This window comes from Tamlana crocina (assembly GCA_040429635.1).
Taxonomy (GTDB): Bacteria; Bacteroidota; Bacteroidia; order Flavobacteriales; family Flavobacteriaceae; genus Flavisericum; species Flavisericum crocinum.
On sequence record CP158972.1, the window covers coordinates 3,555,528 to 3,578,096 of the forward strand.

The 22,569-nt window shown below is 39.2% G+C and carries 16 protein-coding genes; 11 read left to right on the plus strand and 5 right to left on the minus strand.

The window, feature by feature from the left end; genetic code table 11:
- Window positions 1–34: 34 nt before the first annotated feature.
- From ABI125_15515 to rlmB, 5 genes are all read left to right on the plus strand, one after another.
- Complete coding sequence (locus ABI125_15515) at window positions 35–3,217, plus strand: SusC/RagA family TonB-linked outer membrane protein (GenBank protein ID XCF06115.1); 3,183 nt, start codon at window positions 35–37, stop codon at window positions 3,215–3,217.
- Between the two features lie 16 nt (window positions 3,218–3,233).
- Entirely contained in the window at window positions 3,234–4,697 is a 1,464-nt protein-coding gene (locus ABI125_15520) for a SusD/RagB family nutrient-binding outer membrane lipoprotein (GenBank protein XCF06116.1), read from the plus strand.
- Window positions 4,698–4,728: 31 nt separating this feature from the next.
- A complete protein-coding gene (locus tag ABI125_15525) occupies window positions 4,729–5,379 on the plus strand; it encodes an immunoglobulin-like domain-containing protein (GenBank protein XCF06117.1) in 651 nt (216 codons plus the stop codon).
- 12 nt (window positions 5,380–5,391) lie between these two features.
- Window positions 5,392–5,895 carry a lipid-binding protein gene (locus ABI125_15530; GenBank protein ID XCF06118.1) on the plus strand — a complete coding sequence of 168 codons (504 nt, stop codon included), beginning with the start codon at window positions 5,392–5,394 and terminating at the stop codon, window positions 5,893–5,895.
- 281 nt (window positions 5,896–6,176) lie between these two features.
- Entirely contained in the window at window positions 6,177–6,917 is a 741-nt protein-coding gene (gene rlmB, locus ABI125_15535) for a 23S rRNA (guanosine(2251)-2'-O)-methyltransferase RlmB (protein ID XCF06119.1), read from the plus strand.
- Here the strand turns inward: rlmB and ABI125_15540 are convergent.
- Window positions 6,914–7,702 (minus strand): rhomboid family intramembrane serine protease, encoded by a 789-nt coding sequence (locus ABI125_15540; protein XCF06120.1) that lies wholly within the window; start codon window positions 7,700–7,702, stop codon window positions 6,914–6,916. The genes rlmB and ABI125_15540 overlap by 4 nt on opposite strands.
- Window positions 7,703–7,891: 189 nt before the next feature.
- Between ABI125_15540 and ABI125_15545 the strand changes: the two genes are divergently transcribed.
- From ABI125_15545 to ABI125_15555, 3 genes are all read left to right on the plus strand, one after another.
- The gene (locus ABI125_15545; GenBank protein XCF06121.1) at window positions 7,892–9,175 is read left to right on the plus strand and encodes a replication-associated recombination protein A; all 1,284 of its coding nucleotides are present in this window, start codon (window positions 7,892–7,894) and stop codon (window positions 9,173–9,175) included.
- 180 nt (window positions 9,176–9,355) lie between these two features.
- Window positions 9,356–9,877: a DUF4136 domain-containing protein gene (locus ABI125_15550; GenBank protein XCF06122.1), complete on the plus strand. Its 522-nt coding sequence runs from the start codon at window positions 9,356–9,358 to the stop codon at window positions 9,875–9,877.
- An 82-nt stretch (window positions 9,878–9,959) separates the two neighbouring features.
- Complete coding sequence (locus ABI125_15555) at window positions 9,960–10,685, plus strand: SDR family oxidoreductase (GenBank protein ID XCF06123.1); 726 nt, start codon at window positions 9,960–9,962, stop codon at window positions 10,683–10,685.
- Here the strand turns inward: ABI125_15555 and ABI125_15560 are convergent, their stop codons facing one another.
- The 3 genes from ABI125_15560 to ABI125_15570 form a co-directional block, all read right to left on the minus strand.
- Window positions 10,686–12,104, minus strand: coding sequence for a M64 family metallopeptidase (locus tag ABI125_15560; GenBank protein ID XCF06124.1), 1,419 nt, complete (start codon window positions 12,102–12,104; stop codon window positions 10,686–10,688).
- Window positions 12,101–12,445 carry a hypothetical protein gene (locus ABI125_15565; protein XCF06125.1) on the minus strand — a complete coding sequence of 115 codons (345 nt, stop codon included), beginning with the start codon at window positions 12,443–12,445 and terminating at the stop codon, window positions 12,101–12,103. The genes ABI125_15560 and ABI125_15565 overlap by 4 nt, the downstream gene beginning before the upstream one ends.
- A gap of 255 nt (window positions 12,446–12,700) precedes the next feature.
- Window positions 12,701–18,835: an MG2 domain-containing protein gene (locus ABI125_15570; protein ID XCF06126.1), complete on the minus strand. Its 6,135-nt coding sequence runs from the start codon at window positions 18,833–18,835 to the stop codon at window positions 12,701–12,703.
- A 256-nt stretch (window positions 18,836–19,091) separates the two neighbouring features.
- On the opposite strand from ABI125_15570, the gene ABI125_15575 reads away from it, so the two are divergent.
- Together ABI125_15575 and ABI125_15580 are read left to right on the plus strand one after the other, a co-directional pair.
- Window positions 19,092–19,832: a tetratricopeptide repeat protein gene (locus tag ABI125_15575; protein XCF06127.1), complete on the plus strand. Its 741-nt coding sequence runs from the start codon at window positions 19,092–19,094 to the stop codon at window positions 19,830–19,832.
- A 68-nt stretch (window positions 19,833–19,900) separates the two neighbouring features.
- Window positions 19,901–21,256, plus strand: a complete 1,356-nt coding sequence (locus ABI125_15580) for a Mur ligase family protein (protein XCF06128.1) — start codon at window positions 19,901–19,903, stop codon at window positions 21,254–21,256.
- 119 nt (window positions 21,257–21,375) lie between these two features.
- Here ABI125_15580 and ABI125_15585 read toward each other — a convergent pair whose 3' ends face one another.
- A complete protein-coding gene (locus ABI125_15585; protein XCF06129.1) occupies window positions 21,376–21,741 on the minus strand; it encodes a DUF2200 domain-containing protein in 366 nt (121 codons plus the stop codon).
- Window positions 21,742–21,827: 86 nt separating this feature from the next.
- Here ABI125_15585 and radC point away from each other — a divergent pair, with 86 nt between their 5' ends.
- Window positions 21,828–22,526 (plus strand): DNA repair protein RadC, encoded by a 699-nt coding sequence (gene radC, locus ABI125_15590; protein XCF06130.1) that lies wholly within the window; start codon window positions 21,828–21,830, stop codon window positions 22,524–22,526.
- Window positions 22,527–22,569 lie beyond the last annotated feature (43 nt).

Genomic DNA, 22,569 nt, shown 5'->3' on the forward strand with positions numbered 1-22,569 from the left:
ATTTTTGACGTTGACTAATTCAAATAATTACAAAATGAAAACAAAGTTTAGTGGAATTTTAACGCTATTACTAGCGTTTGTTGTGCAATTAACTTTTGCACAAGAAAAGACAATTTCAGGTACAGTTTTGGATGGCTCTGGCCTACCACTCCCTGGAGCAACTGTCTTAATTAAAGGTACTACAACAGGTACATCTTCAGATTTTGATGGCAAATACTCTATCTCTGCACCCCAAGGCGCTACCTTGGTGTTCAGTTTTGTGGGCTATGCCACTCAAGAAAAAACTGTTGGAGCATCGAACACGATTAATGTCACCATGATTGAAGATGCAGCTGCTTTAGAAGAAGTTGTTGTAACTGCTTTGGGGATTAAAAGAGAGAAGAAATCTCTTGGTTCTGCAATTACAACTCTGGACAGTGAATCCTTAAACGAAGGAGCTCAAACAAACATTTCGGATGCTATTAAAGGCAAGGTTGCTGGTGTGGTTATTTCAAATGCAAGTACTGACCCTGGAGCTTCATCTGGAGTTATTATTAGAGGTTTTAGTACTCTTAGTGGAAGTAACCAACCTTTGTATATTATTGATGGCGTTCCGGTTAATAACGGTTCAACATCAAGTGAAACCAATACCAATTCATCTGTTGACGGATTAAATCGCTCATATGATTTCGGAAATGGAGCTGGAGACATAAACCCTGAAAATATCGAATCAATCTCGATTTTAAAGGGTGCTTCAAGTACAGCTCTTTACGGTTCTAGAGCAGCAAACGGTGTTGTAATTATTACTACTAAGAAAGGGGCATCGGACAAGCTAAGTATTGAGTTTTCTACTCAAGCAACGTTTACAGATCTCTTGAGAGCTCCTAATTACCAAACTCAATTTGGTCAAGGATGGGATGGACAGCATTTCTTAAATGAAAATGGTTCTTGGGGACCTAGATTCAACAATGAAGTTCTCGTTTGGGGTAATGTCGTTAACAACTCCCAGAAAATAAAGCGGTATGCTTTTCAAAAAGATCAATGGAGAAACTTTTTTGATATTGGCACATCTTACGTAACCAACTTGGCGATTTCAGGAGGTTCGGGTGGCACATCAGGCAGAATTGCATTTAATAATACTACTGCTGATGGTATATATCCAACCAGTAACGACTCTAATGAAAGAAACACTATTTCTGCTTCGTTTAATTCAAAAATAGATTTTCTAACGTTTAGCGGTACCCTAAATTATGTGGGGACCAGAGGTTCAGGTATTCAAGGAGGCCAAGGGAATAGTGTTATTAATAACTTAATGCAGATCCCAACTGATTTTGACATTACTGAGTTTAAGGACTATAAAAATGACCCGTTCAATAATGTTAGTAATTATTACACACCCTTTGGCATAACTAATCCATACTTTACGCTAAACGAAGACGGAGCAAAATATACAAAAGAAAGAGTTTATGGTTCATTTGATGTAAGTGCTGAAATTAATAATTGGTTAAGTGCAACTTACCGATTAGGTATTGATTCTTACTCTGACTACACAAAAGTATGGAATGCTATTATTGACGCTGTTCCAGGAAGTCCAAACGACGGGACTACTACTGAACAACCTGGCTTCTACGGTGAGTTTCAGAACTTTGTAAAACAAGTTAACCATGACATTTTATTAAATCTTAACTTTGATGTAAACGAAGATTTTAACATTGCATCAACATTTGGATTCAACTACAATGATAGAAGCACATTAGGATCTAGTGCAACTGTTTCATCACAGGATATACCCGATTTTTACTCTCTATCTAATTCAGCAAGTCCAGTAGCAGCAGCTTCAACTATATCTAAAAGAAGATTATTTGGTGTTTTAAATTCAACAACCTTTTCCTTTAAAGACATGCTTTTTCTTACAGCAAATCTTAGAAATGATTGGTACTCTACTTTGCCTGAGGAGAATCGTTCAGTTCTCTATGGAGGCGCCAATGCCTCATGGGTTATGACCGAAACTTTTCCAGGTATTAAAAACATACTTAGTTACGGTAAAATAAGAGTTGGTTATGGAGAAACTGGAGTTGACACGGATCCGTACCAAATATCTCCTGTAAATGTTGCAGGAAACAATGACAATCAAGGATTTAGAGACCTTCTATTCCCTGTGGGAGGATTAAATGCTTTTGAGGTAGGAAATAGAGCTGGTAACCCAGACTTAGCGCCTGAAAGGAGAAAAGAATTCGAAATTGGTGCTGAATTATCATTTTTAAAGAATCGTATTAATCTAGACTTTGCGTATTACGACGCTACTGTTGAAGATCAGATTTTGAGTTTACCTTTAGCGTCTACTTCTGGTTTTACAAATCAAACAGCTAATATTGGTACTATTTCAAATAAAGGGTACGAAGCCTTGCTTACTTTAGGCCTATTTAAAAATATTGATGGTTTTAATTGGGATATGGCTTTTAATTATTCTACCAACGACGCCATATTAGAAAAACTTGACGATAGAGTAGAACAAATTGCCCTAGGTGGCTTGAGCACAATAAGCTTGGTTGCTAGAGAAGGACAACCAATAGCTTTGATAGAGGGAAGCGTTCCTTTGAGAGATCCCAATGGAAACATCGTTGTTGACGCTGTTGGTGTTCCAGTAGCAGCTCCTGAAAAAGAAGTTTATGGTGACACTCAGTATGACTACACATTAGGCATATCTAATAATTTTTCTTACAAAGGGTTTTCTTTCGGCTTTTCATTCGATATTCGACAAGGAGGTTTAATGTTTAGTCGCACAGCTAGTAACACTCGCTTTACAGGTAATTCGATTACAACAACAATTAATGATAGAAACCCTTACATTATCCCTGGCTCAGTAGTTCGAATTGACGATGGTAATGGTAACATAAGTTACGAAGAAAATACTATACCAATAGATATTGAACATTGGGATGATTATTATAGAGCAGTCGCTAATGAAAGAGGCGATGTTATAGACAAGTCTTTTGTTAAGTTAAGAGAGGTTACTTTTGGTTACAATTTTTCAAAAAAAATAATTAAAAAGACCCCTTTTGAATCATTGTCAATAAATGTTGTAGGCCGGAATCTTTTATTGTTCACACCTGAATCTAATCAATATATTGACCCTGAGGTGTCTACATTTGGTACAGATTTAGCTAGTCTTTTTGGTGAGTTCAGTGCCAATCCAAGTACTAGAAGTCTAGGAATTATACTTAAGGCCAAATTTTAATTAAAAAAATAAAAAAATGAAAAATATTTTAAAGCTTCTTTTTTTCTTCGTGCTCATTACTTCATGTGAAGAGAATCTGAATATAAATGAAAACCCAAACACCCCAGTGAATGTTGACAAAAGTTTTGTACTGACTGCCGCTCAAGGTTCTTTGGCTACCGGATTGGGGGGACAATTATCAAATTTAGGGGGCTTTTTAGCTCAATACCATACACAGCCCCCTAGTGCGTCTCAGTATCTTTCAATAGATACATACAACATGAATATCGATTTTTCAGACAGATTATGGAATGAAATTTGGGCGGGTTGCTTGAACGATTTGAAGTTTGTTATGGAGAAATCGGATGAAGAAGGAGATACTGGATCATTTTTAATCGCAACATTACTAAGGGTTTATACGTTTCAAGTGTTGACTGACTTGTATGGAGACATTCCTTATTCGCAAGCATTATTAGGAGATCAAAACATTACGCCAAGTCCAGATTCTCAAGCAGATATTTACACCGGATTGCTAGCAGAAATTGATTCAGCATTAAGCAAATATAATAATAATCCTGTTGCCTCAAATGTTGGTGCGCAAGATGCAATTTATAATGCTGATATGGATGAATGGGTAAGATTTGCAAACACGTTAAAATTGAAGTTATACATTAGAATGGCATACACTTCACAAGCTGACCCTTCAGCCGTAACTGCACTTTTAGCAGTTGACAATTTTATTACCTCCGATGCTAAATTTGCCTTATATGAAGATGCCGTAGATAAAGCAAACCCATTCTACGACGTTCAAATAGATCGCCTAGGTGATGTCAACAATATTGCAAGTAATTCTTTACTTCAATTCTTGTTAACAAATGGCGACCCGCGAGATGCGGCAATATACAGATTAAACGACGACACTCCTGGAATATTTAGAGGGATTGACCAAGGTGATCGCGGTAATTATGCTTCTGAAGTCGCATCAAATTTTTCAAGACCAAACATTACCGCTACTACGCCTGTTTACTTAATGACTGTCTCTGAAAGCAATTTCCTTCAAGCAGAAGCTTTAATTAGATATTCTGGAGGTACTGGTGCAAAAGCTAAATATGATGCTGGTATTTCGAACTCTTTTTTAACTTATGGTCTTGACCCTAGCTTAGCCAATGCTTTAACTGGCCCAGGAGGAGTTTATGAATATGTTCCTTCAACAGATATTGAAACGTCGATAAGGCAAGTGATTATTCAGAAGTGGATCTCTTTAGCCTATGTGAATAATATTGAAGGATTCTTTGAAACAAACAGAACTCAATACCCTGAAACTGTAGCCCTTGGAGATGAAGATTATACAAATGGTAGTTTTGTAGCATCAGTAGGTTCTGTTTTAACAGGTACTCAAACACCAAATACACTTTTCTATCCTGACACAGAAACCTCAAAAAACCCTAATATCACTCAGAAGACTTCATTAACAGAGAAGGTATGGTGGGATCAAAAATAATTTAAAGTATTCTAACTTAAAAAATAAGATAATGAAAATAAAAAATAAATTTATAGGGCTTATTTCTGTAATTTGCTTGCTAGTTGTATTAGCATCTTGTTCTGAAGCTAGTCCAATTAAGTCGCAAATTACTGAATTTCCTAGTTTTGAGATCGATGAACCATATTCAATCATTCAAACAGGATCTTCGTTCTCTGACTCTGGAGTAAAAGCTATTGCAGGGACAGACGAACTACCTTTTACAACATCCGGCACGGTTAACACAAATACTCCAGGTGTATACAAACTAGATTATGCCGCTACTAACGATGATGGTTTTGATGGAACCGCTTTTAGGTATATAATTGTTGTTGACAATCCAGATTTTGTTAAGTCAAGTGATTTAAGCGGAAGCTACACAAGAGATTCTAACTCTGCTCATATTATGACTTTAACTAAAGTCGCAGACGGTGTTTACCATGCTGATGATATTTTACCAACAAACAACATATCTGTATTTGTATTCCATGTTTCTGACACCGAAGTCGTTATACCACGACAACCAAGCCGTTTCGGTGATATTGTTGCTGACCCAAGTGATGTATCAGGAAGCAGTGGGATCATATCTGGAGATGGAGATATCACCCTCAATACATTTATTGGATGCTGTGGCATATTTACTCGTAATTTTCTTAAAGACTAAAATTAAAAAACCATGAAAAATCATTTGAAATACATTCTTATATTGCTTTCACTTACTGTATCTCTATTCACTTCATGTGAAACAGAAGAAGGCTATAAAGATTTTAATGTTGAAAAAACAGATGTAATTGAATTATCTGGAGACTGGTATGTTGAAACATCTTTAAATGGAAGTGTTGTTCTTGGTTATGAAATTATCACAACTTCAAACACAGCGAATGATAACTCAGCCATTAGAATATTTGACCATGAGCATATCTGGGCGTTTAATATTGCTGTTCCTGTTAACGTAGAAAACTTAACATTTGAGGGATCAAGTTTGTCAAGCGACGTTGATGGCTATCAAATAACAGTAAACATTACCAATGGAAAAATTGAGAAAAATGGGACTCTTACCAGTGACACCAATATGACTACTGATTTAATTTCATTTGACGCTGAGTTTTCGGATGAACCAGGAAACATATATCACATTGAAGGCTATAAACGTAGTGGCTATTTAGAAGATGAGCATTAAAAGTCACTCAATTATTTTAAGTTTTCAAACAACTTAATTAGAAAAATTAAGGTCTTCTTTCAAACGAAGACCTTTTTTCTTTCCAATCTTCACAAAACCAATCCTGATTTTTCATTTACAGGAAACCACTATCTACATGTTTTAGCTAACCCCAATATTTGGTTGAAATATTTATTAAATGCCTCAAACACCAAATCCCTGTATTACTTTTAAACAAATACAATCTGAAAAGAATTTATCCAAAATTGTTTTTGAGCTACCTCATTTCATACCTTTACCCCATGGAAAACCAAACTCAAATTTTCGGGATAAGAGCAATCATAGAAGCCATAAATGCAGGAAAGACCATTGATAAAGTCTTTCTTCAAAAAGGCTTAAAGGGCGATTTATTTAGCGAACTGGAATCGTTAATCAACAAAACGTCTCTTAATAAATCCTATGTTCCTATTGAGAAATTGAACAAACTTACCAAAGGCAACCATCAAGGTGCAGTGGCGCAAATATCACCCATCGCATTTTACGACATGGAAGAATTGGTTTTGCAAGTTACGGAATCTGGAAAAACACCCTTGTTTTTGTTGTTGGACCAATTGAGTGATGTGCGTAATTTTGGTGCTATTATACGTACTGCAGAATGCACAGGAGTCGATGGAATTATCATTCAGAAAAAAGGTGCTGCTCCCATTAATGGCGATACTATAAAAACCAGTGCTGGGGCAGTATTTAAAGTTCCCATTTGTAAAGTGGACCATATTAAAGATGCTGTGTTTTACATGCAAGCATCAGGAATTAAAGTGATTGCTGCAACCGAAAAAACGAACGATTCATTGTTCGACGTTTCATTTACCGAACCAAGCGCTATTATTATGGGTTCTGAAGGTCGTGGCATTAACCCATCAATTTTAAAAGTTGTAGATTCCAAAGCTAAACTGCCTTTATTGGGCGATATTGAATCGTTAAATGTATCGGTAGCCTGTGGCGCCTTTTTGTACGAAGCGGTAAGACAACGTATAGCTCCCTAACCCCCAAAGGGGGAATTCTTGCCTACCTCATCTGAATTTTGGGGCTTCGGTTTAAAAACATAGTTTACAGTAATTTTATCCTTATTATCATTACCAAGTTCTTCCCCTTTGGAGAAGTTAGAAGGAGCTTCTATAAAGTTGCCGTCTTCATCAAAATGCTTCAAAAACGGGTCGTCATCTTCATTAAAAGTGTCTTCTTCCCATTCATATTTTTTGGGTTTAGCAATTTGCTTTCTAAAAGCAATGGCAAACAACAATCCGGTTATTAATCCTCCCAAATGACCTTCCCACGAAACACCTTCCTCAATGGGCATGGTGTACCAAATCATACTTCCGTAAAGAAACACGACTAACAACGATAAAGCAATAAGCCTAAAATGTTTAGCAAAAACACCTTTAAAAAAGGTGAAACTTACCAGAACATAAATGAGTCCGCTAGCCCCAATATGGTACGATGGTCGACCAATACACCACGTTAAAAAACCAGACAGCAATATGCCATAAATTATAATTTTCCAAGAAATATTGCGATAGAAATAAAACAGCGCCACCGATAGCACAAACAACGGAATGGTGTTATGATAAATATGCTGGATACTGCCATGGATAAACGGGCTAAGCACTATGCCTCGTAGTCCTTTTAAAGTTTGCGGATAAACCCCATATTTACTGAAATTATACCCAAAACGTACTTCGAACCAAAACACCAACCAAATAACAAGCACAAAACAAACGGGGTAGGCCACTACCCCCGTTGAAAATTTAAAATGGTCTTGCGTTTTCATAAATCTAAAGATAGCAAATAGCTGACCAATTTGGTGAACTGTGTAAAAATGGCAGATAAGCCCGCGTGAGGGATTGCAGTGGAAATCCTTTTTGGGAGGCACGATCAAAAAGATTGCAGCGTAAAGCCCGACCCCGATTTTTTAGGGGGCAAGCCCAAAACATTAAAAATTTGATTTAATTTTACATTTATGAATGCAAACGAACCTTTAGCAGAACGATTACGGCCAAAAACCTTAGACGATTACGTAAGTCAAACCCATTTGGTGGGGCCAAACGGCTCGTTAACACAGCACATTAAACAAGGTTTGATTCCGTCCATGGTTTTCTGGGGGCCACCGGGAACGGGAAAAACCACTTTGGCCAATATTATTGCCACTGAATCGGGCCGACCTTTTTATACTTTGAGTGCCATAAACTCAGGGGTGAAAGACGTTCGTGATGTGATTGAAAAAGCCAAAAAAAGTGGTGGACTTTTCACCACCAAAAACCCCATTTTATTTATTGACGAAATCCATCGTTTTAGTAAATCGCAACAAGATTCGCTGTTACAGGCCGTTGAAAAAGGATGGATAACCCTTATTGGCGCCACCACCGAAAACCCCAGCTTTGAGGTTATTTCGGCATTGCTTTCCCGCTGTCAGGTGTATATTTTAAATGCCTTCGACAAAACCGATTTGGAAACTTTGTTGAAACGTGCCATTGAAAAAGACGAATTCATTTCAAAAAAAAATATCGACTTACAGGAAACCGATGCGCTATTGCGGTTGTCTGGCGGCGATGCCCGAAAACTGCTCAATATTTTTGAACTCATCATTAATTCCTACGATTCCGAACCCATTGTAATCACCGACGAAGCCGTACTGCAACGCGTACAAAACAACACGGTACGCTACGACAAAACTGGCGAACAGCACTACGACATCATTTCGGCATTCATAAAATCCATTCGTGGCAGCGACCCCAACGGTGCCGTATATTGGCTGGCCCGCATGATTGAGGGCGGCGAAGATGTAAAATTTATTGCCCGCCGGTTGCTTATTTCGGCCAGCGAAGATATCGGCAACGCCAACCCCACGGCCCTGGTCATTGCCAACAACACCTTCCAGGCCGTAACCACCATTGGTTACCCCGAATCGCGCATTATCCTGAGCCAGTGTGCCACCTATTTGGCCTGCTCGCCCAAAAGTAACGCCGCCTACCAGGCTATAGGCAATGCCCAACAATTGGTGAGGCAAACGGGCGATTTAAGCGTTCCATTGGAAATTCGTAACGCCCCAACCAAACTCATGAAAGAACTCGGTTATGGCGATAATTACAAATATGCCCACAACTACGAGAACAACTTTGCCAATCAGGAATTTCTGCCCGACGAAATAAAAAACACCAAACTTTACGACCCCGGAAACAACGCCCGCGAAAATGCGCACCGCGAATTTTTAAAACAACGCTGGAAAGATAAGTACAACTATTAATTTCATTTTGGGCGCTACCCCACCCTTGGGCTCCGATCAAAGCAAATGGGTCGGGCTTTTCATTCCAAGTCCTCGCTCGTACCTCGCTGTGGGCTTTCCATTTCAATCCCTAGCGCAAACCCAAACTTAAAAACAGCATTGGAATAATTTTTGATTAAATTTACCATAAAAGCACCCACTATGAAATTTCTATACACCACACTTTTAGCTCTACTTTTTGTAGCCTGTGCACCTATTCGGGTGAATTATGATTACGACAAACAGGCTTCCTTCAGTAACTACAAAACCTACCAATATTACGGAAACATGGAAACGGGCTTGAGCGAATTGGATACCAAACGCCTCTTGGATGCCATCGATGCCCAAATGTCGGCAAAAGGTTTCTCCATTTCTGAAATCCCTGATTTTTTTATCGACATTAAAAGTGCCGAATACCACGAACCTCAACGCAGCTCTGTTGGCGTTGGCTTGGGCGGTGGCGGCCGAAATGTTGGTGGCGGTATTTCCATTGGTATTCCCGTTGGGCAAAGTAACGTAAACAAACAACTTACCATCGATTTCGTTGACGAAAGTAAAAAACAACTCTTTTGGCAAGCCGTTAGCGAGTTCGATTTTAATCCCAATTTTCAACCTGAAAAAAGAGAAGAAAAATTCAATGCTGTAGCCGAAAAAATACTTTCGGAATATCCACCATCCAAGTAGCATTCACATTTTATAATTATCATAACATTTTTAATGCTTTCGTCTTTTTATGATTTTGTAGTTTTACAAAAACGACATAATTATGAACGATATAAAAAATAAAGTCGCCCTAATAACAGGCGGATCGAAAGGCATAGGTTTTGGCATTGCTCAAGCATTTTTGGCAGAAGGCGTAAACGTTGCCTTTACCAGTAGAAGTGAATCAGCAGCAAACGAAGCAGCCGGTTTGTTAAACAAAAGCAACACAACCAAAGCTGAAGCCATTGGCATAAAAGCCGATGTTAGAAACTTTGAAAGTCAGCAAAACGCTGTTAGAAAGGTCTTGACCCATTTCAACCAATTGGATGTGGTAGTTGCCAATGCTGGATTGGGACACTACGCCAGTATTGAAGATTTAAGCGTGGAACAGTGGCACGAAACCATTGACACCAACCTTACAGGCGTTTTCTACACTATCAAATCGAGTGTGGAAGCCCTAAAACAATCCAAGGGCTATTTCATTACCATTTCAAGTTTAGCGGGCACCAACTTTTTTGCCAATGGCTCGGCTTACAATGCCAGTAAATTTGGCTTAACAGGATTCACGCAAGCTGTGATGCTCGATTTAAGGCACCACGGTGTAAAAGTAAGTACCATTATGCCCGGTTCGGTATCTACCTATTTTAATAATCGAACGCCCGGCGAAAACGACGATTGGAAAATACAAATTGAAGATATTGGCGAATTGGCAGTTGATTTATTAAAAATGAACCCCAGAACCTTACCAAGCAAGATTGAAGTTCGTCCCACTATGCCTCCAAAGAAATAATTAATTTTTCACTATTTTTTTGGTCGCTAAAAGAATCTTATCGGAATAAAAGCGGGCAATATATACGCCCGTTTTTAAATCTCCGAGGTTTAATTGCTGTTGTCCATAATTTTCAACGGACAGTGATTTTATGACTTTCCCATCCACACCAATAATATCGATTTTTAAACTGCGACCGTTATTGTTTTCAAACTTAAAATGAATTATGTCGCTAGTTGGGTTGGGGTACATCGAAATACTTAAACTGTTTTCTGTACTTGTAATGCCTTCAACGCCCAAAGTGGAATAATTTATCGTCCAAGTTACCGTATTAATGTGCAAGCTTTCGTGGTTATCAATTTTTAGGAACGACGATGCATCATGCACCGCAGCAATCAACGTATTTTCTCCTTCAACCAAATCCGTTTCTTCAACCGAAACACCGTCAAGATTGTTTGAAAAATTGGTTTCATTTAAAGTCCATTCCGTTTCCAAAGTATTCGGAATGGTATTTATTAAATTCAGTTGAAAATCCATCGGGAAACCGGAACCTTCAACCGTATTCAAAACAGGGGAATATGATTCAATTGGAGAGATTAAATCGTGTATTCTTTCAACAATACCTTCCGTGCAAACCGAACAAAACGGCTTATATAATACTTCCATTTTACATTGTGCATTTATGGGCTTGTACCAGGAAGCTGGCACGCCAGTAGTACCGTGCTGAAAGGTACCTATACCGTTAATACCCATCCAATTTTTCCATTTCACCAAATTAGAATTTGACTCTTGTGTCATATTAATGCCTTCGGAATAGTACTCATCAGGCAATAGGTATTCATCCTTTAAATAGAACATGGAATGCCCCAACTCATGCAACGCCAATTCGTTGGCATCAGCGCTAGCCGCTGCGATGGGAAACTCGCCTCCCGTTCCACCATAATAAGGCGTATTAACCAAGATTAAAGCCTGATCGTAAGTCGGAAAATTATCTGCCAGCACCGAACGGATTTTTGCTTCGGCCGTTGCCGCTTCGGCATAATCGATGCCATAATACAAATACCTATGGTAACCAAAAGCATCGAAAGTAGCGTTAAAATAGGTATCGACCAATTGTGGCGTACTTCCTGATTCATCCACATCGGTTGCTGTCGCTGGATGATCTGCACCACTTTCGTTCGAAGGCACTTTTATGGCATAAACATTAAAATAATTGGTATATTCCTTAAACGGACTTTGGTTGAACATCGCATCACTAAACGCAGTAACATCTGCAATAAAGTCCTCAAATTCCGTAACTTGATAACCTTCGCTCAGCACCACTAAATTGATTCGGTTTTCGTTAGCTCCTGAAACTTTTATGGCTTCAACATCAAATATCTGTGCAAATGAATAAACGCCATTTAGTAAGCATAGCAATCCCAATAACAGCTGTTTCATTCTTGGTTTATTTTGGTTTGGATTAAATCTCTGTCCTCAGAAAATGATTTTATTAAAACCTCGCTTGTTTTTGGATGGAGTTGCATTCGGACTGAAAATGACACTTCATTCAAATCTAAGGCTTTAGTTTGAAACCCTTTAGATTCATCAACAAATTCCAAAGTCTTTTTTAAAGGATTTTTGATAATCATTCGGTTTAAAACCCTATTCTTTTTATCCAATTGAGTAGCTTCCAAATCGCCTTCCTGCCCTGCTTCATCAAAATGCTTTTTCAAACGGCCTTGGCGAACCACATGGTTTAGGTATTTAACCTCCCTTTTTCCATCGGCAAGTTTATTCATTTTATAATTTAAAAAAATAATGCTGTTGCTCTTTTCGAGGCCAGCTGAAGAATGAACAGCCTGTTTTTTCCCTCCACACGATAGGCACAACAAAAATAGTAAGCCGAAACACCAAACGGTTTTTAGAATGTTATGGGTTAAAATGAATGTCAAAACAGATTCAAGGTTTCCACAAAATTAATGATTAAAACCTTGAATCTGCTTAAAAATGCCTATTTTGAAAACGAACTGTGCCGTTTAACGACAAACTGCTTGCTATTTTACTTCTATCCGAACGCCTTCGCTATGGCTACTAAACTCGGGCGCATACATGCTTTGTATGGTGGTGATGCCGTTGCTCATGTTTCCGACGTTGTTTACCCGCAAATCGTATTCAAAAACATAAACGCCTTTGGGCAAATAATCGAAAAAGAAATTAGTACTGGCGTCTTTGGTGCTTTCGTAATAGCCCAAACCATCCTGCCATTTGTATCGGCTAATTACGTTTACGGGCTCCAATCCGGCAGCACGCATGTCTTTCATGTGGATGAATTCCATGTTTCGGTCGCTACGTAATTCAATACGCACACGCACCAAATCGCCCACTTTTAAATGAGTGTTTTCTGTGATTTCTGAAATTTCCTCGCCCGCATCGGTATTCTTCTTCAAAAAGAGTTTTTTCTTCAATTTCAAAGGCGTTTCGGGCGAAGTAATTTTATCCAAATCCTCGAAATATTGCCAATACAGTGCGCCCCATGCGATGCCTTCTCCTTTTTTAGACATTTTAACCTCGGCCATTTCGGGTTTTATTTCCCCAGTATTCCATGAGGTTTTAAAATAGCCCGTTCCAGCTTCCACTTTTACGTTTTCTATTTTATTAGGTTCAATTTTCTGTCCGCCTAAAACCACATCAACCATGTCGGTTACACTTAACCAATCGCTGCCTTTAAGCAATAAGGCATAAACGGCTTCGGTGGTGGCTTTGGTGGTTTTCCAACTATTGGTCTGTTTGTTTTTTAGCAACCAGATTTTTAGGTTGTCGATGGTTTCGAGGTTCTTTTTCTGCGCTTCGACTGCGCTCAGCGAGACATGAATTGATGCTCCAGCTTCCGAAAACACTTCAACCATCAACGCCTGGGTTTCAATCGGGGCTTGGTACCAAAACCACGAATTGGTATTGCTTTTCCAGTACATGCCCTGTTCTTCGGAAGTAATACTGGTTTCTAACAATGATTTTAAAATTTTCGAAGTCGTTTTTGCATCCTTATTTCTGTGAGAAACCAAAGCCATCAAACCTTTGGCGTACAACGAACGTTTTAACCAATATTTTTGAATTTGTGTTTGATAATACTCGGTAATTTCCTCCACTTCCTTCGATTTTTTCACCTCCGGAAAGAAACTTCGCATGTACAGATAATGTAGTTGGGTGTAGCTTAAATGGTCTTCGTTTAAATCGACTTTGACATCGTATTTTCTGATGTCTTTATATTCTTGAATGAATTCTGAATCTAGGTAATTGATGGCTTTTTCAATCATTTTACTTTGGTCGATGAGCGTAGTCGAAGTGACATTGATCTGTTTAAGATGCCCAAAACCTGCAATAATATGTTGTGTAATGTATCTATTTTCGTAACCACCTTTGAACCACGACCAAGCGCCCGACGACATTTGGTTGTTTTTCAATTTTCGGATCGCCGATTGCAATTCGTTGTTCATTTTGTTTAAATCGAACAACAGGGCAATGCGTTTTTTCTGTTCGGTTTCACTTTGGGCATCGCGCAACCAAGGGGTTTCTTGAATGAGAATGGACTTCAATTCCTCATTTTTTTCAAGGTTAGAAATTAGTGCGTCTTGAGATTTCCATTGGTTGAAAACTTTCTGAATCCTCGGGTTTGAATTGGCGATATGGCTCGCCAAAGCGTTGGCGTAATATCTGCTGAAAGTTTGCTCATTGCATTCATACGGATACTCCATTAAATAAGGCAATGCTTGCACGGCATACCACGCTGGATTAGACGTTATTTCCAAAGTCAGTTTATGGTAGTTAAGTGTGCTTGAAGTCACATGCTTCAACTTATCCAAAACAAAGGTTCGGGCCTCGTTACTCTTTACCCACATGGGTAGGGTTTCGGTCACCAACATGCGGTTACTTAAAACAGGCAAGACGTTTTGCTCGCCATCACTAAAATCACCAGCTTTGGCGACTATTTTGTATTGAACGGCATCGACGTTTTCCGGAATGTTTAAATTCCAAGAGACTTGGGTGTTGCCGTTAGGTGAAACTGAAAACGTCTCGACTCCGTTCGACGTGACAAGCCTTTCGTTAATTTCCTCACCAGAAATGGCATCGGTTAACATGAGTTTGGTTTGTCCCGATAACGATTTATCGGTCAGATTTGCAATTTTTGTACTGATGGTGATTTGGTCACCGTTACGTAAAAAACGGGGTGTGTTGAGGATTACCATCAACTCTTTTTGGGTTACGGTTTCCAATTGGGTTACGGCACTTTCCAAAGTTTTAGTGTGCGCCAGCAATTGTAATTTCCATTGGGTTAAAGCTTCTGGAGTTTTAAAACTGAAGCTGACGTTGCCCGATTCATCGGTTTGCAACTGCGGAAAGAAAAAGGCCGTTTCCTGTAAATTTTTACGGATTAGAATATTGTCGAAGTTTGGCTTCTCCACTCCTTCCTCGGTAGATGCTGGAGGAGGTAGCGTAGCCCCTGCAAAATCCTTTTTCTCTTGTATTCCGTAACCATCAGTCACTACTTCATCCAAAGCAGAAAATGCAACCGTTTCTTCTTCTACTGCATCTTCAACAATTTGCACTCCAGCAACTCTTCCGCTTAATGTATTCGTAATACTTGAAACACCTCGAATCATTAAGTTTTTATTCCCAAAAACAAACCCAAACCAATTCAGTTGATCATAATTTTGCTGCGGATAGCTGATACGCATTTTGTTGTTATAAACCCTAAAATTTTGCGTGCCGAAACTTCGATTGGCTTGGCTATGGCTACGGGTATAATATTGTGGCTGCTGTATGGGATTGAAATTCCAAGTATGCGGTTTAAATTGGTCCAACGATGCATCGTACATGCTCGCCAATAACTCGGCACTTACTTTTTCGCCTAGCGGACCTTTTATTTTGAATTGCCAAGTTTCATCGCTTCCAAGTTGCAATTTGTCTCTGAACGTAAGCGTCTCAATTTCTAAATCGGTTTTGGGGTATGGCACAGAAATAGGTACATTCCCAGACTGAAAACTATTGAACGCCGCAAAACTGTAATGCACTATAAATCCGCCCAAATCATCTTTTTCAACAGGAATCTTGATTGTCTTTTTGTTGTTATTTAAAGTCACAATCTCTGTTTTTACGGTTTCCCCATCTTTTTCAATGGAAAGAGTTACCGAAATATTTTCGGCAGCCGAGGCCAAAGTGACTTCCGTCACGTCACCAACATTGTAAGTGTCTTTATTCGTGGTGATACTGAACAATTGGTTATCGGCCATAGTGCTATCGGTTTCACTAAACAAAGCTGTTTTTACTTGGTCTTTTACCAATTGTCCAAACTTATCTTTGCTTTCCAGTTCGATGATGTACTGTCCCGAAGCCCACTTTTTAATTTTTCCGAGGTTGACCTCTTTCGAGGTTTCGGTATTGAACGTTTTCTCGAAAACCAAATCGCCTTTTTCCCAATGTTCAGATTGGTGCTCATCGGCATAAGCTTCGTGCGGAAATAGTTTTTTGAATTCGGCTTTTGAAAGCGTTTTATAATCGGGAGCCGGCCATGGTCGCGGACGCAGCACCGCATTTGGAGCTTTCAACTTATACATTTTTATAGTGCCCGTTGCGGGAACAAACTCCCCGTTTAGGTTTTTGGTTTCAATCTTTATGCTGTGGTCTTTATTCGTTTTGTCCAAAACATTCGGCACCTCCATTTTAGCCAACAGCGCATGATAACCTACATTAACTATGGTTGTCGCACTTCGGGTTTCGCCGTTTACATCGGTAACATCGGCCGTAATTTCATAATTAAAAACAGGCAAACTGCTTTTATCGACACTGGTATCCGGAAGGGCTTTAAAGCTTATTTCGAACTCTCCTTTTTCATTGGTCATACTTTCGCCATGGGTAATTTCCTGTGGCTCGCTGTTAAACCATGGTCGATACCAAAAATACCATCGCGGATATTGCACCTTTCGGTGAACGCGATACACCACCTTGGCATCGGTAATATTGCTGCCCGCATAGGCCAAAGCCGTGCCTTTTACGGTTATGGAATCGTTTATTTTATAAGTTTCTGTAACGGGTTGAAACTGGGTTTGGAACTTGGGCCGCTTGTATTCTTCTACTGAAAAATAATATTCGGCATAAAAGTCTTCTTTAACCCCATCGAACTCAATATGATATTCTCCATTTAACCCGTTATTGGGCAATATAAACTCGCCCGAAACTGACCCAAAAGCATTGGTTTTAAATTCCAGTTCCTTAATTTCCTCACCGTTTACATTGTACAATGTAGCATATACCAATTCGTTCGGCACCACCTGAGATTTTCCGTTTACCACCTCCATCGCAATAGCTTTAAAATATAGGGTTTGCCCGGGTCTATAAATACTTCTATCAGTAAACACAAAAGCCTTGTAGTTCTCTTCATCCTTCTCTCGATTATAAACCGAACCCAAATAATAATTGCCAAAATAGACCGTATCGTTACCATGGCTTACCTTGGCCACAACATTGCGATAGCGGTCTCTCGATTTTCTTATTTTAATTTGCCCGTTGGCATCAGGAGAGTAATTTTCTTTAGTGTTTCGGTTATTGCTGTTTTCATTAAAAGTCAACTCAACTTTAGCGTTCGCTAGGGGTGCCCCCATATTCCGGTCTATCACCTGAAATATTTTATGCTGTGGTGCTTCAGTTTCAACCAAAGCCAAATTGGTAACTTGAATATTCGTAAAACCGAACACATCCTCCTCGCTTTCAACAGTGGCTAAAACAATGTACCTGCCGTTATCTAATTTCGGGATTAAAACCTCGGTGGAATGCATTTGGTAATCACCCTCATTTTTCAGTTGGCTTGCCCAAGACCCAACAACATTTAGCTTTTTTATAAATTTAAGCTGCTCGTCCTTTCGGTATGTTTTGCTGAATTTTTTGAATTCATTTTCAGAAATTGAAAAGATTTTAAATTGCAGATTATCCAAGTTTTTATAGCGCACCAGCACTTTTGATGGCGATTGAATGGGCAGAAAATCTTCGGCTGTAATTTGAAGCGTGGTATATTCAATTTGTGATTTTAGAGTTTTGCACTTTTCGGCCGCAACACTTTTTGGGAATTTTGAAATGACACTGTTGCATAATTCCAGGGCTTCCCTCGCCTTCCAGCGAAAGGTTTCATCTGCCTTTGGTTGGTATTTTTGGCTTTGCTGAAAATAAATGGAGGCAATCTCAAAATCATACAGGCCGGAAGCTTCATGGCGTTTTAAGCGCTCGCTTTCCGTTTTTAAGGCACTTAGCAACAAGGCTTCTTTATCTACAAAAGTAGCGTGTTCGTTTACAAACTTCAATCTTTGAATATCGGCATCGGCCAATGCAAAAGGCGTTTTATCTTTTAAATGAAAATGGATGACATCCTGAAAAATTTTCAGCGCATTAAGCTGCAAAGACTTGGAGTCTTTCGAAGTTATTTTCAACTCTGAAAACGCTCGGGCATCGCCCAAAAAATCCGGATTATCAATTTCAAATTTATAGGCCGGTTTGGTGATGTGGCTTTCGTTGGTTTTATAAAAATCGAGGGCTTGGTGGTTTAAAAAATCGAACAACGTTGGCCTAAATGTTTTCGAACCTTTCACTTCTTCCAGTAAAACACTGAACTTGCTCAGTGGTTCCTGCTGCAGCATTAACCCGTTCTGTAATGAATTTTGAAAATGAAGGTGGATTTCATCAAAAAGCGTCTGTAAATCCCAAGTTCTAAAATCAGAAGCCTGTCCTGAACTTGTCGAAGGGTCTACTTTTTCAGAAGTCTTGGTTCGGCTGTAAAACTGATACCTGTTTTGGTTGAAATATTGCCAAAACATATTGGCCAATATGCTTTCTAAAACATTTTTTGTAGGGAATTCGCTGATTTCAATCTGTTTTCTGAAGTCATTAACGATGTTCAATTGCGCATCCTCTTCCAAAACCAAGGCGAATTTGCTTTTAAAAAGCATGGTCTTGATTAGCTGCGGTGAGTTGTATTCTTTGGTAGCCTTTTCTGAAATTTTCTCAACCACTTTTAAAGCCGATTTTGGCAAACCTTCGCCTTCCAATTGCTCCACTTTGGTCCACAAGTCGTTATAATCGTTGGTTTGTGCGGTTAAAAATTGAGCAAAAAACAATATCATAAATAAAGGTAATAAACGTTTCATGTATTACAGATTTAATGGTTTTCACGTTTTCATTCAACGGAAATCAATCCATATTTGCATTAAAATTAGTTTCAAAAGCTGTACCAAACCTACAGCCTTTGAGCCAACCGTACTTTTTGTTGAGGGAATTTAGCTATTTTTTGAGTGAGGTAAAAATGAGATGGATTAAATTATTGTCACAATAATTATTATTTTTATGGCACGCCAACCAAAACCCAAAGATTAGAAACTAACTTTGATTTTTCAATTGAAAACAATGATTTATAAGTTTTTACCACTACTCATATTATTCCCCTTTTATGTTTTGGGGCAAACCAGTTTGGAGCGCGTTCCGTTACTCTTTGAAAACAAACAATTTAAATTGGCAGAAAAACAAGTTTCCGAAGTTTTAAAAGACAACCCAAAAAATTTACAAGCCATAGAGTTGTTGGGTGATGCCTACAGCCATCAAAAAAAATGGGATGCTGCCATAGAAGAATACAACAAATTGGTTGAAGCCGACCCCAAAAACGCTAACTACCACTATAAGTACGGCGGCGCCTTGGGCATGAAAGCCCTAGAAAACAAAATGAAATCCATCGGGTTTATTGGTGATGTAAAAGAAGCCTTTTTAACCGCGGCAGAATTAGACCCAAACCACATGGGCGCTCGCTGGGCTTTGGTAGAACTCTACATGCAACTGCCCGGAATTTTAGGCGGTAGCAAAAGTAAGGCCCTGAAATTTGCCAACGAATTGGAAGCCCTATCGAAAGTAGATGGCTATTTGTCAAAGGGCTATATATATGAATATGACGACGAACCCGAACTCGCCGAAAAACATTATAAAATGGCCGTAAAAACAGGTGGTTCGTTGGTGTGTTACGATAAGCTCACTCAGTTTTATCTCGCCCAAGACCAACCCCAAAAGGCAATTACAAATCTAAACGAAGCCTACCAAAAACATCAAAAGGAAAGTTTACTGAAACAAATTGAAGCTTTAGAGGATAAACTTCAGTAAAATTTTAAAGACGTTATTGAAGTCCGAAAACCAATCAATCCTTATATTTACGGCATACAAAACATTCTATGAACGTACATTTTATAGCCATTGGTGGGGCGGCCATGCACAACTTGGCGCTCGCTTTACACAACAAAGGATACCACGTAACCGGCAGCGACGATACCATTTTTGAACCTTCAAAATCACGCTTGGAAGCCCAAGGACTTTTACCTGAAACTTTTGGTTGGTTTCCTGAAAAAATCACCCGAAATTTAGACGCTATTGTTTTGGGTATGCATGCCAAGGCCGACAATCCTGAATTATTAAAAGCCCAGGACTTAGGACTTAAAATTTACTCGTATCCTGAATTTTTGTACGAACAATCAAAAGGAAAAACCCGTGTGGTGATTGGCGGCAGCCACGGAAAAACCACCATCACTTCCATGATTTTACACGTAATGCACTATCACAACCGCGATGTGGATTATATGGTGGGCGCCCAATTGGAAGGTTTTGATGTGATGGTAAAACTTACCGAAGAAAATGACTTTATCGTTTTGGAAGGCGACGAGTATTTAAGTTCGCCCATTGACAGACGACCAAAATTCCATTTGTATAAACCCAATATTGCTTTGTTGAGCGGTATCGCTTGGGACCATATTAACGTATTCCCCACGTATGAGAATTACGTGCAACAGTTCAGCATGTTTGTCGATTCGATTGTTAGCGGCGGAAGCATCAATTACAACGAAGAAGACCCTGAAGTAAAACGTGTGGTTGAAGCCAGTGAAAACACGATTAGAAAAATACCTTACCACACGCCCGAACACACCGTTGAAAACGGCGAAACTCTTTTGGAAACTCCTGAAGGCCCATTACCAATTGAGGTTTTTGGAGCTCACAACCTGAATAATTTGGCTGGAGCCAAATGGATTTGTCAGCACATGGGCATTGACGAAGACGATTTTTACGAAGCCATTGCCACATTTAAAGGGGCGAGCAAACGTTTGGAAAAAATTGCCGAAAGCAAAAACAGTGTCGCCTACAAAGATTTTGCCCATTCGCCCAGCAAAGTGGAAGCGACCACAAAAGCTGTAAAGGAGCAATACAGCAACCGAACCTTAGTTGCTTGTTTAGAACTCCACACTTACAGCAGCTTAAATGCCGAATTTTTAAAAGAATATAAAGGCGCACTAGATGCTGCCGATGTAGCTGTGGTATTTTACAGTCCGCATGCCGTTGAGATTAAAAAACTTGAAAAAGTAACGCAGGAACAAATTGCCGACGCTTTTCAGCGGGACGATTTAATCATTTATACCAACCCAGACGATTTCAAGAATTTCCTTTTTGAACAGAATTTCGAAAACAAATCACTTTTGTTAATGAGTTCGGGCAATTATGGCGGTTTGGATTTTGGTGAAGTTAAAAAGTTAATCCATTAATCTTGTCATGCTGAACTTGTTTCAGCATCTCACCACTAATTAACCTTACTATTGCGGATGAAGCAGCCTGCACAAAGGGAAGTTGAAACCGAGGTTTTATTCTAACATTTTGGGATTTATTACCCAGTCCGTAAAATCTTTTCCATTTTCTTGCCTTTGGCCAATTCGTCCACCAACTTATCCAAATACCGTACGTTTCGGGTCAGTTGGTTTTCAATTTCTTCAATACGGTAACCACAAATAACCCCTTTTATAAAATGTGCATTCGGGTTTAGTTTGGCTTTCTCAAAAAAAGTTTCAAAAGTCACTTTTTCATCAATCAATTCCTTTATTTTTTCATGGTTAAACCCAGTAAGCCATTCCATGACTTGGTGCAATTCTTCTTTTGTTCTACCCTTTTTTTCAACTTTTGTAACGTAATGTGGGTAAACCGATGCAAAGGTCATTTTTGCTATTCGGGCGTTATGTTCTGGGCTAGCTTTCATAATACTTTAATCGAATATGGCTAATTCCGAAAGGTTAGATTTTAATTTTTATTGCTTCTGTAATTTACAATATTTATATTTAAAGCGTGACAGAAAAAAAGCCATCCTTTTCAATAAAAAACTGGAGTCAGGACGACCAGCCCCGCGAAAAACTACTCTACAAAGGCCGAGCCGCCTTGAGCGATGCCGAGTTAGTGGCTATTTTAATTGGTTCGGGAAATAGAGACGAAAGCGCCGTAGCCTTGTGCAAACGGATTTTATCAACCGTTGACAATAATTTAAGCCAGTTGGGAAAACTTTCCATCAAGCAACTTATGGATTTTAAAGGTATTGGCGAGGCCAAAGCCATTACTATTGCGGCAGCGTTGGAATTGGGACGACGACGGCGCGGCGAAGAGGCTCTTCAAAAGAAAAAAATAACCTCCAGCACCGATGTTTTTGAACTCATGCAGCCCATTATTGGCGAGCTGGAGCACGAAGAATTTTGGATTGTTTATTTGAACAACTCCAATAAAGTGATTCAAAAAAACCAATTGAGCAAAGGAGGCATGACGGGTACTTTAGTAGATGTGCGATTGGTGATGAAAAATGCTTTGGAAGTTGGTGCCACAGGCTTGATCTTGGTGCATAACCACCCATCGGGAACTTTAAAACCGAGCGAGGCCGACAAAGAAATCACCCAAAAATTGAAACTGGCCGCACAAAGTTTAGACATAAAGGTTTTGGACCATTTAGTTGTTACCGAAAAAGCCTATTTTAGTTTTGCCGATGATGGGATTTTGTAATTTTATCAACAAAATTCTCTCCCTTTTGGAGAGATGTCCGAAG

Excerpts from the sequence above, each read along its gene's own strand:
- ABI125_15515 (XCF06115.1), top strand. The coding sequence starts at position 35 with ATGAAAACAAAGTTTAGTGGAATTTTAACGCTATTACTAGCGTTTGTT.
- ABI125_15520 (XCF06116.1), top strand. The coding sequence starts at position 3,234 with ATGAAAAATATTTTAAAGCTTCTTTTTTTCTTCGTGCTCATTACTTCA.
- ABI125_15525 (XCF06117.1), top strand. The coding sequence starts at position 4,729 with ATGAAAATAAAAAATAAATTTATAGGGCTTATTTCTGTAATTTGCTTG.
- ABI125_15530 (XCF06118.1), top strand. The coding sequence starts at position 5,392 with ATGAAAAATCATTTGAAATACATTCTTATATTGCTTTCACTTACTGTA.
- rlmB (XCF06119.1), top strand. The coding sequence starts at position 6,177 with ATGGAAAACCAAACTCAAATTTTCGGGATAAGAGCAATCATAGAAGCC.
- ABI125_15540 (XCF06120.1), bottom strand. The coding sequence starts at position 7,702 with ATGAAAACGCAAGACCATTTTAAATTTTCAACGGGGGTAGTGGCCTAC.
- ABI125_15545 (XCF06121.1), top strand. The coding sequence starts at position 7,892 with ATGAATGCAAACGAACCTTTAGCAGAACGATTACGGCCAAAAACCTTA.
- ABI125_15550 (XCF06122.1), top strand. The coding sequence starts at position 9,356 with ATGAAATTTCTATACACCACACTTTTAGCTCTACTTTTTGTAGCCTGT.
- ABI125_15555 (XCF06123.1), top strand. The coding sequence starts at position 9,960 with ATGAACGATATAAAAAATAAAGTCGCCCTAATAACAGGCGGATCGAAA.
- ABI125_15560 (XCF06124.1), bottom strand. The coding sequence starts at position 12,104 with ATGAAACAGCTGTTATTGGGATTGCTATGCTTACTAAATGGCGTTTAT.
- ABI125_15565 (XCF06125.1), bottom strand. The coding sequence starts at position 12,445 with ATGAATAAACTTGCCGATGGAAAAAGGGAGGTTAAATACCTAAACCAT.
- ABI125_15570 (XCF06126.1), bottom strand. The coding sequence starts at position 18,835 with ATGAAACGTTTATTACCTTTATTTATGATATTGTTTTTTGCTCAATTT.
- ABI125_15575 (XCF06127.1), top strand. The coding sequence starts at position 19,092 with ATGATTTATAAGTTTTTACCACTACTCATATTATTCCCCTTTTATGTT.
- ABI125_15580 (XCF06128.1), top strand. The coding sequence starts at position 19,901 with ATGAACGTACATTTTATAGCCATTGGTGGGGCGGCCATGCACAACTTG.
- ABI125_15585 (XCF06129.1), bottom strand. The coding sequence starts at position 21,741 with ATGAAAGCTAGCCCAGAACATAACGCCCGAATAGCAAAAATGACCTTT.